This is a genomic window from Reyranella sp. (genome assembly GCF_050185545.1).
Classification (GTDB): domain Bacteria; phylum Pseudomonadota; class Alphaproteobacteria; order Reyranellales; family Reyranellaceae; genus Reyranella.
This window is the reverse complement of the sequence record NZ_JBFWZI010000004.1, coordinates 29,983-43,288: the sequence shown is the minus strand read 5'-3', so window position 1 is coordinate 43,288 and position 13,306 is coordinate 29,983. Positions and strand designations below refer to the sequence as shown.

At 66.3% G+C, this 13,306-nt stretch carries 13 protein-coding genes; 6 read left to right on the top strand and 7 right to left on the bottom strand.

Features of this window, described 5'->3' with window-relative positions; translation table 11 throughout:
- Positions 1-401: 401 nt before the first annotated feature.
- Together AB7O82_RS01980 and AB7O82_RS01975 are read right to left on the bottom strand one after the other, a co-directional pair.
- A complete protein-coding gene (locus AB7O82_RS01980; RefSeq protein ID WP_428536964.1) occupies positions 402-2,864 on the bottom strand; it encodes a ligase-associated DNA damage response DEXH box helicase in 2,463 nt (820 codons plus the stop codon).
- Between the two features lie 135 nt (positions 2,865-2,999).
- Positions 3,000-3,389: a hypothetical protein gene (locus tag AB7O82_RS01975; RefSeq protein ID WP_428536961.1), complete on the bottom strand. Its 390-nt coding sequence runs from the start codon at positions 3,387-3,389 to the stop codon at positions 3,000-3,002.
- A gap of 595 nt (positions 3,390-3,984) precedes the next feature.
- Between AB7O82_RS01975 and AB7O82_RS01970 the strand changes: the two genes are divergently transcribed.
- From AB7O82_RS01970 to moaA, 5 genes are all read left to right on the top strand, one after another.
- Positions 3,985-5,004: a ligase-associated DNA damage response exonuclease gene (locus AB7O82_RS01970; RefSeq protein ID WP_428536958.1), complete on the top strand. Its 1,020-nt coding sequence runs from the start codon at positions 3,985-3,987 to the stop codon at positions 5,002-5,004.
- A complete protein-coding gene (locus tag AB7O82_RS01965; protein WP_428536955.1) occupies positions 5,005-6,606 on the top strand; it encodes a cisplatin damage response ATP-dependent DNA ligase in 1,602 nt (533 codons plus the stop codon).
- A gap of 69 nt (positions 6,607-6,675) precedes the next feature.
- The gene (locus AB7O82_RS01960) at positions 6,676-6,903 is read left to right on the top strand and encodes an antitoxin MazE-like protein (protein WP_428536952.1); all 228 of its coding nucleotides are present in this window, start codon (positions 6,676-6,678) and stop codon (positions 6,901-6,903) included.
- Positions 6,891-7,226 carry a type II toxin-antitoxin system PemK/MazF family toxin gene (locus AB7O82_RS01955; RefSeq protein ID WP_428536949.1) on the top strand — a complete coding sequence of 112 codons (336 nt, stop codon included), beginning with the start codon at positions 6,891-6,893 and terminating at the stop codon, positions 7,224-7,226. The genes AB7O82_RS01960 and AB7O82_RS01955 overlap by 13 nt, the downstream gene beginning before the upstream one ends.
- Before the next feature lie 114 nt (positions 7,227-7,340).
- Positions 7,341-8,333, top strand: a complete 993-nt coding sequence (gene moaA, locus AB7O82_RS01950; RefSeq protein WP_428536946.1) for a GTP 3',8-cyclase MoaA — start codon at positions 7,341-7,343, stop codon at positions 8,331-8,333.
- A 149-nt stretch (positions 8,334-8,482) separates the two neighbouring features.
- On the opposite strand, the gene AB7O82_RS01945 is transcribed toward moaA, so the two are convergent.
- The 3 genes from AB7O82_RS01945 to AB7O82_RS01935 all read right to left on the bottom strand — a co-directional run bounded on the left by AB7O82_RS01945 (position 8,483) and on the right by AB7O82_RS01935 (position 10,677).
- A complete protein-coding gene (locus tag AB7O82_RS01945; RefSeq protein WP_428536943.1) occupies positions 8,483-9,409 on the bottom strand; it encodes a DMT family transporter in 927 nt (308 codons plus the stop codon).
- Between the two features lie 69 nt (positions 9,410-9,478).
- A complete protein-coding gene (locus tag AB7O82_RS01940; RefSeq protein ID WP_428536940.1) occupies positions 9,479-10,198 on the bottom strand; it encodes a gamma-glutamylcyclotransferase in 720 nt (239 codons plus the stop codon).
- An 11-nt stretch (positions 10,199-10,209) separates the two neighbouring features.
- Entirely contained in the window at positions 10,210-10,677 is a 468-nt protein-coding gene (locus AB7O82_RS01935; protein WP_428536937.1) for a MaoC family dehydratase, read from the bottom strand.
- 170 nt (positions 10,678-10,847) lie between these two features.
- Between AB7O82_RS01935 and AB7O82_RS01930 the strand changes: the two genes are divergently transcribed.
- Positions 10,848-11,669, top strand: a complete 822-nt coding sequence (locus AB7O82_RS01930) for an enoyl-CoA hydratase (RefSeq protein WP_428536934.1) — start codon at positions 10,848-10,850, stop codon at positions 11,667-11,669.
- Positions 11,670-11,673: 4 nt separating this feature from the next.
- On the opposite strand, the gene AB7O82_RS01925 is transcribed toward AB7O82_RS01930, so the two are convergent.
- Both AB7O82_RS01925 and AB7O82_RS01920 read right to left on the bottom strand, forming a co-directional pair.
- Positions 11,674-12,471 (bottom strand): ABC transporter permease, encoded by a 798-nt coding sequence (locus tag AB7O82_RS01925; protein WP_428536931.1) that lies wholly within the window; start codon positions 12,469-12,471, stop codon positions 11,674-11,676.
- A gap of 1 nt (position 12,472) precedes the next feature.
- Entirely contained in the window at positions 12,473-13,300 is an 828-nt protein-coding gene (locus AB7O82_RS01920) for an ABC transporter ATP-binding protein (RefSeq protein ID WP_428536928.1), read from the bottom strand.
- Between the last annotated feature and the right edge of the window lie 6 nt (positions 13,301-13,306).

Below are 13,306 nucleotides of genomic sequence, written 5' to 3'. Positions count from 1 at the left end.
TCATCGATCGATCTCGCGCCCACTCTGCGCGTCTGTTTCTTCCTCCAAGACAGGCTTGGTGAGATCCACGCCGCGCTTCACGCGAACAGAACCGCGATGGGCACCGAACAGGGACCCGCTACGAATCACCCCGACGACCTCGAACACCAAGGGCACACCATCGACCTCGGAGGGTAAGGTTTGCCCCTCTGGCATTCGTCCGACATTCACTTTGAGGACCTATCCGCCCTCGCGTTTCGCGATACCGATTCCGACGACATTGACGGACTTTCCAAGAATCCCCTTGGCTCAGCCTTCGCCGCCCGAGCCTGGTCGAGTGAAATGTTCGCGCCAGCCATACTCCCAATTCATATCCGGACACGATACGACTGCAAGGCGCGTCCGTCCGCGCCATCTCGCTCCTACAGCGCCGTCGCCTCCTCGATCAGCTCCTGGGCGGCGATGTCGAGCAGCTCGTCCTCGGCGGTGCCGTCGAGCACACGTTCGCGGCCGATCTCCAGCAGCACCGGCACGGCGAGCGGCGAGATGCGGTCGAGGCGCCGGTATTCGATGCGGCCGCGGGCGCGGCGCAGCAGGTCGCCCAGCCGCTTGAGGTCGGCGAGCTGCCAGGCGGCGTCCTGGCGCGTGGCGCGCAGCAGGATGTGGCCTGGCTCGTGCTTGCGCAGCGTGTCGTAGATCAGGTCGGAGCTGAAGGTGACCTGGCGGCGCGATTTCTCCTCGCCGGGAAAGCGCCGCTCGATCAGGCCGGCGATCACCGCGACGTTGCGGAACGAGCGCCGCAGCATGGTCGATTCGTCCATCCACGATTCGAGGTCGTCGCCCAGCATGTCCTCGTCGAACAGCAGCTCGAGCTGGCGCTTGGTCGGCGGCCTGAGCCCCCACAGGCCGAGCACATAGTCGGTGGCGACAAAGCCCAAGGGCTTCAGCTCCATGCGCTCCATGCGCCGCGTCAGCAGCATGCCCAGCGTCTGATGCGCGTTCCGGCCCTCGAAGCAGTAGGCGACGATGAATTGCTTGCCGCCGCGCGGGAATCCCTCGATCAGCAGCCGGTCGCCGTGCGGCAGGGTCGAGCGGATGCGCTGGATGCGCAACCATTCGCGCACCTCGTGCGGCAGCTTGGGATGGCGCGACGGGTCCTGCAGGATGCCACGCACGCGGTCAGCCAGGAAGGTCGAGAGCGGCAGGCGGCCGCCGCCATAGGCCGGCACCTTGGGATCGCCGCCGCTCGCCGACGAGCACTGCGCCACCAACTCCTTGACTCCCTCGAAGCGCAGCAGCCGGCCGGCAAAGACAAACGTGTCGCCCGGCACGAGTCCCTGAATGAACGATTCCTCGACCTCGCCCAGCACGGGACCACGCCGCATCCTCACCTTGATCAGCGGCAGCTCGACGATGGTGCCGACATTCATGCGGTACTGCCGCGCCACCAGCGGCGAGGCCAGCATCCAGCGGCCGTCGGGCAGCTGTTTCAGGCGATGCCATTGGTCGTAGGCCGCCAGCGCATAGCCGCCGGTGGCGACGAAATCGAACGTGTCGTCGAAGTCCTTTCGCGACAGGTCGCGATAGGGCAGCGCGGTGCGCACCTCCTCGTAGAAGGCCTCTCGATCGATGGGCTGGGCGCAGGCCGTCCCGACGATGTGCTGGGCCAGCACGTCGAGGCAGGCCGGCCGCGGCGGATCGCCGTCGAGCTCGTGCGCCTCGACCGCCTCCAGGGCGGCAAGCGATTCCAGCACCTCGAAGCGGTTGGCCGGCGCGATCATGGCGCGGCTCGGCTCGTCGAGCCGGTGATTGGCGCGGCCGATGCGCTGCATCAGCCGGCTCACGCCCTTGGGTGCGCCCACCTGAATCACCAGGTCGACATCGCCCCAGTCGATGCCGAGATCGAGCGAGGACGTCGCCACCACGGCGCGCAGGCGGCCGCCCGCCATCGCCGCCTCGACCTTGCGCCGCTGCTCGACCGCCAGCGAGCCGTGATGCAGGCCAATCGCCAGGTTGTCCTCGTTGATGCGCCACAGGCCGTCGAATGCCAGCTCGGCCTGCGCCCGCGTGTTGACGAACACGATCGACGTCTTGTGCTGACGGATGATGTTGTAGATCTCGGGCAAGGCATGCCGGCCCATGTGGCCGCCCCACGGCAGCCGCTCGTGGGCGTCGATGATCTTCACGTCGGGCGCCGCGCCCGTCTCGCCCTGCACGATCTCGACCTCGTCCTTGACCGCCAGGAACTCGGCGACCGCGGGCGGATCGGCCACGGTCGCCGACAGCCCGACGAAGCGCACCTGCGGCGCCAGGGTGGCGACGCGGGCCAGGCAGAGCGCCAAGTGATGGCCGCGCTTGCTGGTGGCGAAGGCGTGCAGCTCGTCGACGATCACGCATTTCAGCGTCGCGAAGAACTGTGCGGCGTCGGGATAGCTCAGCAGCAGCGCCATCGATTCGGGCGTGGTCATCAGCAGGTCGGGCGGCCGCTCGCGCTGGCGCTGGCGGCGGCTTTGCGGCGTGTCACCGGTGCGGCTCTCCGCCCGCACGGGCAATGTCATCTCGGCGATCGGCATCTCGAGATTACGCCTGATGTCGGTGGCCAGCGCCTTCAAGGGTGAGATGTAGAGCGTGTGCAGCTCGCCCTTGCCCTTCGCGTGCGCCAGGTCCTCGCCGTTCTGGCGGCGCAGCGTGAGCTCGATCAGCGACGGCAGAAAGCCCGCCAGGGTCTTGCCGCCGCCGGTCGGCGCGATCAGCAAAGCGCTCTTGCCCTGCAGCGCCAGCCCGACCAGCTCGAGCTGGTGCGGCCGCGGCTGCCAGCCCCGGCTTTCGAACCAGCGTGAAAAGAGGTCGGGCAGCCCCATGTGAGAGCCAGTGTTTTCGGGCATTTCAGCGCGTTTTTGGCACTGAGGTGGCACCGAGCGCCACGTTAATCGCGTCGGCCGCTGCACCGTCATCGTTTTCGACGATGGGCGTAGATCTTCAGCGTGATTGCCGGGTTCGCGCGAGGCCGCCTGCGGACATCAGCTCACCGGTTGGAAATCGGGGTCCTTGAGTTCCAGCGCGGCGAAGGCTTCCGCCATCGCGCGATAGATCAGCGGTTGCCGATTGCCGGAAAATTCCTGGTAGGCACCAAAGATCCGACCCATGCCGAAGAGTTCTGGTCTCGGCATGACATAGACCCGAAGCTGGTTCGGCACGGTCTGGGGAAGCTGGCCCATCGCACTTAGAGTCGCGTATGGAATGTCCACTGCCTCGACGTCATGGAAGTCATAGAGCGCTCTCGTCGGACCTTCGATTGCCTCGATCCGACGTGCAGCGATCATCTGTGCCTCTACCACCTCACGCCGGAATATTCCCGAAAAGCGTGTCAACAAGACCCGGTGCTTGTGCTCGAAGAGCAAAGTGAACATGTAGCCTTCAACGGAGCACTGGGGGCCACCGTCGTCAAATCGTCCCAAACACAAAGCCGCGCGCTGCCGACAGGCGCGATCGCCCAGCCGGCCCGGCCCTGCGCGGTGGATTGGTCATGCCGGCAAGGCACTGCGCCGCCGCTTCTGCCCCCAGCGCGTCTAGCGCAGTTCGATCCTCCGGAATGGCCACCGGACAGGACAGCAGGCTGTCAGGGATTGCTTGAATGAGATCAAGGATCCCGCGCAAGTAGGAGGCGTCTTGGGGTTGAACTGAGGCTTGCGGCAGATCATCCCTAGCCCACGGGAAGAATTGGTCAATGACCTGGGCGACTTGGCTTGGCACCACGTCCCTCATGCCGGGCACCCTCCCCTTGGCTGCGCCGACCTGCGCGGCACCTCCCACATTCATCAACATTGGCACCGGAATTGGCACCGGACCAGCGATGATTGGTCGGCACGAGGGGTGACGGGCGCCCGTTGGTGTTAGCGCGAAAGTCCAATAGAAACGGACCTTTCGCGACCATGAGGGACAGTTCGGGGCGTCGCATATTGCCCGGGCAGCCCCATATCTCTTGGGTAGGATGCAACACGCTCAATGGCAACCGCCACGCTGACCCCCCGATCCTGGCTCTACCCGACGCCGCGCGGCCTCTACTGCGAGCCTGGCGGTTTCTATATCGACCCGGCTGTCGCGGTGGATCGCGCCGTGATCACGCACGGCCATGGCGACCATGCCCGGCCCGGCCATCGCGCCGCGCTCGCCACGCCCGAGACGTTGGCGATCATGCGGGCCCGCTTCGAGGACATGCCCGACACGGCCCAGCAATCCCTGAAATACGGCGAGACGGTCCGCCTCGGCGACGTCGAGGTGCGGCTGGCCCCGGCTGGCCACATCCTGGGTTCGGCGCAGGCGGTGCTGACCCACAAGGACCAGCGCATCGTCGTGTCGGGCGATTTCAAGCGCCGGTCCGACCCGACCTGCCCGCCCTTCGAGACGGTGCCGTGCGACGTCTTTATCACCGAGGCGACCTTCGCCCTGCCGGTGTTCCATCATCCCTCCGACGCCGGCGAGATCGGCAAGCTGCTGCGCTCCGTCGCCACCTTTCCCGAACGCTCTCATCTGGTCGGCGTCTACGCCCTCGGCAAGTGCCAGCGGGTGATCAGGTTGCTGCGCGCCGCCGGCTACGACAAGCGCATCTGGCTGCACGGCGCGCTCCTTTCGTTGTGCAGGCTTTACCAGGAACACGGCATCGATCTCGGCGACATCGCGCCGGTGTCGGCCGCGATCCTCGAGACGTTTCGCGGCGCCATCGTGCTGTGTCCGCCTGGCGCCATCGCCGACCGCTGGTCGCGCCGCTTCGCCGAGCCGATCTCGGCGGTGTGCTCGGGATGGATGGGGGTGCGCGCACGAGCGCGCCAGCGCGGCGCCGAGCTACCCCTGGTGATCTCCGACCATGCCGACTGGCCCGAGCTCAGCCAGACCTTGAAGGATGTCGGCGCCCCCAGGGTGTGGGTCACGCACGGCCGCGAGGAAGCGCTCGTCTTCCACGCCCGCTCCCTCGGCATCGAGGCGGAGGCGCTGCATCTCGGCGGCCGCGACGAGGAGGACGCCTGAATGCAGGCCTTCGCCGCCCTGCTCGACGCGCTGTCCTTCCAGCCGGCGCGCAACGCCAAGCTCCGGCTGATCGAGACCTACCTCAGCGAGGTGCCCGACCCGGATCGCGGCTGGGGCCTGGCGGCGCTGACCGGCGGGCTCGACTTTCCGGCGGCCAAGCCCGCCCTGCTGCGCGGCTTCGGCGAGGACAGGATCGGCCCCGAGCTGTTCCATCTCTCTTACGACTATGTCGGGGATCTTGCCGAGACGCTGGCGCTGATCTGGGAGACCGACGCCACGGCCGGGCCACCGCCGACTCTCGGCGAGGTGGTCGACACCCTGCAGCGCGCCAGCCGCAGCGAGACGCCCGGCATCCTGAAGCGCTGGCTCGACGCGCTCGATGCGACCGGCCGCTGGGCGCTGCTCAAGCTGCTCACCGGCGCGCTGCGCGTTGGCGTGTCGGCACGGCTCGCCAAGCAGGCCGCAGCCAACATCGGCAACCAGCCGGTCGAAGCCGTGGAGGAGATCTGGCACGGCCTGTCGCCGCCCTACCGGCCCCTGTTCGACTGGCTGCTGCACGAGGCCCCCAGGCCCAGCAGCAATGCCGGCGGCGCTTTTCTGCCGCCGATGCTGGCCAATCCGATCGAGCAGAGCGAGCTCGAGACGCTCGATCCGGCGCATTTCCGCGCCGAATGGAAATGGGACGGCATTCGCGTGCAGGTCGCCGCGTCGGGCGGCGTGAAGCGCCTCTACAGCCGCGCCGGCGAGGACATCTCGGGCGCCTTCCCCGACATCGTCGAGGCGATCGACTTCGACGGCGCGTTCGACGGCGAGCTGCTGGTCCGTCGCGAGGAGACCGTGGCGCCGTTCAACGACCTGCAGCAGCGGCTCAACCGCAAGAGCGTAACGCCCAGGATGCTGAAGGATCACCCGGCGCACGTGCGGCTCTACGACGTGCTGTGGCTCGACGGCGAGGATCTGCGCAGTCTGCCCTTCGACCAGCGCCGCGCCCGCCTCGAAGCCTGGATGGCGCAGAAGCCGCGCCAGCGCTTCGACGTCTCGCCTCTCGTGACGTTCCGCGACTGGGCCCATCTTGCCGAGCTGCGCGCCGGCATGACCAGCGACGGCATCGAGGGCTTGATGCTGAAGCGGGCCGACAGCGCCTATCTCGCGGGCCGGCCGAAAGGTCCGTGGTTCAAATGGAAGCGCGACCCGATGCTGGTGGACTGCGTGCTGATGTACGCCCAGCGCGGCCACGGCAAGCGCAGCTCATTCTATTCCGACTTCACCTTCGGCTGCTGGCGCGAGGTCGACGGCCGGCGCGAGCTGGCGCCGGTCGGCAAGGCCTATTTCGGCTTCACCGACGAGGAGCTGCGCTGGCTCGACAAGTGGGTGCGCGACCATACGACTAACCGCTTCGGGCCGGTGCGCGAGGTCTCGCCAGAGCTCATCCTGGAGATCGCCTTCGATGGCGTCGCCCGTTCGACCCGGCACAAGTCGGGGGTGGCCATGCGCTTCCCGCGCATCAACCGTATCCGCACCGACAAGCTCGCCGCCGAGGCGGACACGGTGGACGGCCTCTTGCGGTTGGCGGCGTCAATCGCTCCTGACCCTTTGGGGTAGTGTCCTGCTCGACGCTACCCTTTGAATTCCTCGATAACCGGGCATATCACTAGCGATAGGAGGCCAAAGATGAAGGGAAAGGCGTCCAGTCATCGAGCGAGCGCTCGACGCTATCGGGAGCGCATGCGATCCGAGGGGCTACGGCAGGTCAGCCTGTGGGTCTATGATCGCAGTTCGCCGGCTTTTGTCCGGGAATGTCGCCGACAGTCACTTCTGATTTCGAAGGTGGATGCGGCAGCGGATATCGAGCGACTGCTCGATGAGAGCCTGCGCGAGATATACGGTTGGACGGCTTGAACCGCGGTGATGTCGTAACGGTCGCCCTCCCGGGCAATTTCGGGAAACCTCGCCCTGCAGTGATCGTGCAGTCCGACACCTTCAACGCTTCGCACCCGACGATCTCCGTCCTTCCGATTACGAGCACGATCCTGCCGGCACCCCTTGTTCGCATTACCGTAGAGCCAACGGCCGCGAATGGATTGCGCAACGTCTCGCAGATCATGACGGACAAGGTCGTCAGCGTTCGGCGCGAGCGACTGGGTGCCAGAATCGGGATTCTCGACCGCGAAACCATGGCACGCATAGGGCGCTCGTTGGCGCTCTGGTTCGAGTTCGCTTGAGGCCTCAGTGGCTGGCTACCGCACGTTATATCCCTACCGCCACAACGGTCATCCCCTTTCCCTGCGACCCCGTTTGGGGTCGAAAAAGCAGAAAAAGCGCCCTACATTGCCGGCATGATCGACCCGTTCGGCAGGCATATTACCTACCTTCGCGTTTCGGTGACGGACCGCTGCGACTTCCGCTGCGTCTACTGCATGGCCGAGGACATGACCTTCCTGCCCAAGGCGGAAGTGCTGTCGCTCGAGGAGCTGGAGCGGCTGTGCACGGCCTTCGTGCGGCGCGGCGTGCGCAAGCTGCGGCTGACCGGCGGCGAGCCGCTGGTGCGCAAGAACGTGATGACGCTGATTCGCGGCCTCGGCCGCCACCTCGACAGCGGCGCGCTCGACGAGCTCACGCTGACGACCAATGGCAGCCAGCTCGCCAAATATGCCCAGGACCTGGCCGCAATCGGCGTGCGCCGGGTCAATGTGTCGATGGATACGCTCGACAAGGACAAGTTCCGCGAGCTGACTCGCTGGGGCGATCTCGACCAGGTGATGCGCGGTCTCGACGCCGCGCAGCGGGCGGGCCTGCACATCAAGATCAATGCGGTGGCGCTGCGTGGCGTCAACGACACGGAGTTCGACGAGCTGATCCGCTGGAGTCACGGCCGCGGCATGGATCTGGTGCTGATCGAGGTCATGCCGATGGGCGAGATCGGCGAGGAAGCCCGGCTCGACCAGTACCTGCCGCTGTCGCTGGCGCGCGCCGGCATCGCCAAGAACTTCACCCTGACCGAGACCGACTATCGCACCGGCGGCCCGGCACGCTATTTCCTGGTCGAGGAGACCGGCGGACGGCTGGGCTTCATCACGCCGCTCACGCACAACTTCTGTGAAAGCTGCAATCGCGTCCGTCTGACCTGCACCGGCACGCTCTACATGTGCCTCGGCCAGGAGGACGCCGCCGACCTGCGGGCACCGTTGCGGGCCTCGGAGAGCGACGAGGTGCTCGACAAAGCCATCACCGAGGCGATTGCGCGCAAGCCCAAGGGCCACGACTTCATCATCGACCGCCGCCACAGCAAGCCGGCCGTGCCGCGCCACATGAGCGTCACGGGCGGTTGAGGACGACGACTCAAGCGGACCGCGGGCGTCCCGCCCGCTCATCTCATCTGTCATGAGCGGGCGAGACGCCCGCGGTCCGGAAGAACCATGACCCCTCCGTCGCCGAAGACGGCGACACCTCCCCAGCGGAGCCGGGGAGGAGACATGAATCACGACGACGGCCCGCCCTGCGATCCCGCCGACCTTGCCTGGGCCCGGCGGACGGCCTCGCGGTGGGAAATGTACATCGCGCTGCTGAAGATCACGGCGGCGCCGACGAAGGTCCAGACGTCGGGCTTCTGCGTGAACAGGAAGAAGCCCATCAGGGTGTTCCAGATCAGCGACAGGAAGCCGATCGGCTGCAGCAGCGTGATGTCCGCCAGCTGGTAGCCGCGCTGCTGGCAGATGTGGCCGAGCGTGCCGCAGAGGCCCGCCGCCATGAACCACAGCAGGTCGGTCCAGTAAGGCGTCTGCCAGAAGGCCAGGGCGAAGGGCGCCGCGCAGACGACGATCACGGCGTTCTGCCAGATCACGATGGTATTGGCCGAATCGGTACGGGCGAGCGCCTTGGACATGAGGTTGGACGCCGAGAAGATCGGCGTGCTGGCCAGGACGCAAAGGGCGCCGATGCCGATCTCGCCGAAGCCGGGCCGAATGATGATCATGGCCCCGGCAAAGCCAACGGCAACGGCGATCCAGCGGCGGAGCCGGACATCCTCGCCGAGGAACAGGGCGGCGCCGATGGTGACGAATATGGGTCCGGTGAATCCCAGCGCGGTGATCTCCGCCAGTGTGATGAGCGGCAGTCCGATGAACCACAGCATCATGCCCGACGTGTGCAGGGCGCCGCGAAAGATGTGCAGCGGCACACGCCGCGAATGGAACGACCGATAGACACCCAGGCGCAAGATGATGGGCAGCAGGAACAGTGCACCGAAGAGGTAGCGCAGGAACGCCATGACGTAGGAATTCAGGTGTTCCGCCGGGATCAGCGTGAACACGTTCAAAAGGGCGAACAGCACCCCCGAAACGGCAACCCAAAGAATGCCCCGCAGGTTTGGCGGCAGCGCAAGCCAGCGGTCGACGAAGAAAGTCACACCGGCACTATGTCATGCCGGGTGAAATTCCGCACGCCCGCGATCAAGTGTCGGGCGGCGGCGCGAAGATCAGGCTTCGCCGACCCCGTCGCCGTTCAGGCGGACCGTCGGCACGACGTATTCCTCGCCACGCAGGGCCGCGACCCGCCGCACCAGGTCCTCGATATAGGGATCGTGGATCTCCAGCGCCCGCGCGTGCGCGGCGGTGTTGGCAAGATAGTCGCGGCAGGCACCGCGTCGCCCTTCGGCGAAGGCGATGTGATGGGCGGTGCGGTCCATCGAGAGATCGCCGCAATACTGGCAATGGCCGGTGTCGATGGCGAAGGTAACGGCGGTGACGGTGCGGCCGTCCCGCAGCTTGGTCGGGACCCAGCACGGCCGGTAAACGCCGGCCAGCATCTCGCGATTCCAGAGCAGGCCGAGCTCGCTGCGCACCTGATCGGGCGCCAGGCGATAGGCTATGCCCTCGCAGGTTCCGCCCTCCTCCAGTGCCAGCATCAGGCCGGGCAGCTCCGGCGTGCCCCGCCCCATCGGCATCCAGAAGCAGAACGAGCGGCGCCAGCCGTCGACCGTGCAGGCCTGGGCTTCGCTGAACTCGATCGCCGGATTCCACATCAGCGAACCGTAGGCGAAGATCCACGCCTCCTGTCCGGCCGGGTAGCGCTTCATCGCCTCGTTCAGGCTGGCCGCGCGCTGCTCCGACGACAGGAAGAAGTGGTATCCGGCCTTGCGGGCGTCGGCGACGATCTGGTCGACGCGCTCGCTGCTCAGGTCCTCACGTGTCAGCAAAGCCGGACCTCTCAGGCACCGTAGACGATGGACATGGTCTCGGCCACGCAGGCTGGCCGTTCCTGGCCTTCGATCTCGACGGTGACCTGGTTGGTCAAGCGCACCCCGCCCCCCTCCATGGGGTCGGCAGCCATGAGCTTGGCGCGTGCCCGAACCTTGGAGCCGGCCGGAACCGGACTGGTGAAGCGCACCTTGTTGCACCCGTAGTTGATGCCGCGCTTGACGTTGTTGATATGCGAGATCTGGTGGTTGAGCATGGGGATCAGCGACAGCGTCAGGAAGCCGTGGGCGATCGTCTTGCCGCCCGGTATCTCCTTCTTCGCGCGCTCGACGTCGACATGGATCCATTGGTGGTCGCCGGTGGCGTCGGCGAACTGGTTGATGCGGTCCTGGGTCACCTCGACCCAGTCACTGACACCGATCTCCTGACCCACGTACTTATGCATTTCGTTGGGGTGGGCGAACTCCCGTCTTGCCATTTCCTACCTCGGGGGTGTTTGTTTCCGCTTCGCGACTGCAACCTTATCATGAAATCTTTCCAGGCGGTCTATATTCGGCACCCCCAGCCTAGCGGATCGGTCGAGTTTGTATCGTCACCTGCTTTTACCCATCATGCCATCAACAAGAATGCACATGTGGAGGCCCCGAAATGGCGAATCAGACCGTCCTTTGTGACATCGTCGAGGGAATTTGCACTCTTACCCTCAACCGGCCGGACAGGCTCAACGCCTGGACCGCCGAGATGCACGGCGACCTCAAGGACGCCATGTACCGGGCCGGGGCCAATCCGGACGTGCGGGTCATCATCCTGACCGGGGCCGGCAGGGGCTTCTGCGCCGGCGCCGACATGGGCGGCTTGCAGGCAATCGGCGGCGGCGCCAGCCCGGACCGCAAGACCAGGACCCAGCCAGGCCTGCCCGGCGGCAGCACGCTCGCCGAGTTCCGCATGAACTACTCGTACTTCCCGGCAATCCCTAAATTCATCATTGCTGCAATCAATGGTCCGGCCGCCGGCCTGGGGTTCGTCATTCCGCTCTATGCCGATCTGCGTTTCGCCGCCGAATCGGCGGTCTTCACAACCTCGTTCGCCCAGCGCGGCCTGATCGCCGAGCATGGCGTGAGCTGGCTCCTGCCCCGCCTGGTCGGCCTGCCGGCCGCCCTCGACCTGCTCTGCTCGGCCCGCAAGATCCGTGCCCCGGAAGCCCTCTCGCTCGGTCTCGTGAGCCGGGTCATCCCCGACGACAAGCTGATGGCCGAGACCCGCGCCTACGCCCGGCTGATGGCCGACACGGTGTCGCCACGCTCGGTCGCCGTGATGAAGCGGCAGGTCTGGGAGTCCGAGTTCCAGACCATGGCCGAGGCCACCACCCAGGCCAACCACGAGATGGAGCTTTCCTTCCAGACTGCCGACTTCAAGGAAGGCGTCGCCCACTTCCTCGAGAAGCGTGCCGCGCGCTTCACCGGCCGGTAGCCGATCAGATCTTCTCGGTCTCGCCGGCGCGCGGCTGCCAGGTCATCAGCCGGCGCTCGACGCGCCCGACCAGGTCATCGAGCACCAGGGCGAAAACGGTCAGAATCAGGATGCCGGCGAACACGGTGTTGATGTCGAACGTGCCTTCGGCCTGCAGGATCAGGTAGCCGACGCCGCGCGCCGAGCCGAGATACTCACCGACCACGGCACCGACGAAGGCGAGGCCGACGGCATTGTGCAGGCTGGCGAACACCCAGCTCATGGCCGACGGCAGGTAAATCGAGCGCAGCAGCTGGCGCCGCGAGGCGCCGAGCATGCGCGCATTGGCGATCAGGTTGGGGCTGACCTCGCGCACGCCCTGGTAGACGTTGAAGAACACCACGAAGAAGACGAGGGTGACGCCCAGCGCCACCTTCGACCAGATGCCGAGCCCGAACCACACGGCGAAGATCGGCGCCAGGACGACCCTGGGCATCGAGTTCAGGCCTTTGATGTAGGGATCCATCACCGCTGAGGCCGTCGGCGAGAGCGCCAGCCACAAGCCGATGCCCAGCCCGAAGGCAGAGCCGATGACGAAGCCCAGCGCCGTCTCGAGCAGCGTCACGCCGAGATGGATGAAGATGTCGCCGGTCACGAACCAGTCGACGATGACCCAGAAGACCTTCTGCGGCTCGCCGAAGAAGAAGGCCGCGCGATTGTCCTGCTCGAAATAGAACGGCGGGACCAAGCCGGGCGCGGTCAGCACGTACCAGGCGGCAACCAGCACGGCGAGGATCAGGATCTGGAGCGAGCGCAGACGCATGTCAGGCGGCCTTCTGGCGTTCGTAGGCCTTGAGGACTTCGGCCTTCATGACTCCCCAGATCTCGCGATGGAGATCGAGGAAGGCAGGCGTCATGCGGATTTCCGAGACATCGCGCGGTCGCGCGAGGTCGACCTTGAAATCGCCGATCGGATGAGTGGCGGGTCCGGCCGACAGGACGACGACGCGATCCGAGAGCGCGATCGCCTCCTCGAGATCGTGGGTAATGAACAGAACCGATTTCCTGTCTTCTGCCCACAGCGCCAGCAGCTCGTTTTCCATGAGCTGGCGCGTCTGCACGTCGAGCGCCGAGAACGGCTCGTCCATCAGCAGGATGTCCGGGCTCAGGATCAGCGTCTGCGCGAGCGCGAGCCGCTTGCGCATGCCGCCCGACATCTGGTGCGGGTAGCGATCGCCGAAGCCCGCCAGCCCAACCCGGCGCAGCCATTCCTCGCCCAGGGTCCTCGCCTCGCTGGGCGGCACGCCGCGAAACTCCAGTCCGGCCATCACGTTGCCGATGCCCGTCCGCCAAGGCATCAACGCGTCGGCCTGGAACATGTAGCCGGCGCGTCGATTGACGCCGTCGACGACATTGAGGCGCTCGCCGAACACCTCGACGATGCCGGATGACGGTTCGAGCAAGCCGGCGGCGACATTCAGCAAGGTCGACTTGCCGCAGCCGGTCGGTCCGACCACCGAGACGAACTCGCCACGTGCGATGGTAAGCGTCGCGTCTGCGACCGCGGTGTAGGCCTCGCCGCGGCCGTCACGCGAAGCGAAACGGCAGGTGATGTCGGCCAGCACCAGCGCCGGCACCTCTCCGGTCGGCACGATCGG

Excerpts from the sequence above, each read along its gene's own strand:
- AB7O82_RS01925 (WP_428536931.1), bottom strand. The coding sequence starts at position 12,471 with ATGCGTCTGCGCTCGCTCCAGATCCTGATCCTCGCCGTGCTGGTTGCC.
- moaA (WP_428536946.1), top strand. The coding sequence starts at position 7,341 with ATGATCGACCCGTTCGGCAGGCATATTACCTACCTTCGCGTTTCGGTG.
- AB7O82_RS01960 (WP_428536952.1), top strand. The coding sequence starts at position 6,676 with ATGAAGGGAAAGGCGTCCAGTCATCGAGCGAGCGCTCGACGCTATCGG.
- AB7O82_RS01935 (WP_428536937.1), bottom strand. The coding sequence starts at position 10,677 with ATGGCAAGACGGGAGTTCGCCCACCCCAACGAAATGCATAAGTACGTG.
- AB7O82_RS01975 (WP_428536961.1), bottom strand. The coding sequence starts at position 3,389 with ATGTTCACTTTGCTCTTCGAGCACAAGCACCGGGTCTTGTTGACACGC.
- AB7O82_RS01930 (WP_428536934.1), top strand. The coding sequence starts at position 10,848 with ATGGCGAATCAGACCGTCCTTTGTGACATCGTCGAGGGAATTTGCACT.
- AB7O82_RS01970 (WP_428536958.1), top strand. The coding sequence starts at position 3,985 with ATGGCAACCGCCACGCTGACCCCCCGATCCTGGCTCTACCCGACGCCG.
- AB7O82_RS01980 (WP_428536964.1), bottom strand. The coding sequence starts at position 2,864 with ATGCCCGAAAACACTGGCTCTCACATGGGGCTGCCCGACCTCTTTTCA.
- AB7O82_RS01965 (WP_428536955.1), top strand. The coding sequence starts at position 5,005 with ATGCAGGCCTTCGCCGCCCTGCTCGACGCGCTGTCCTTCCAGCCGGCG.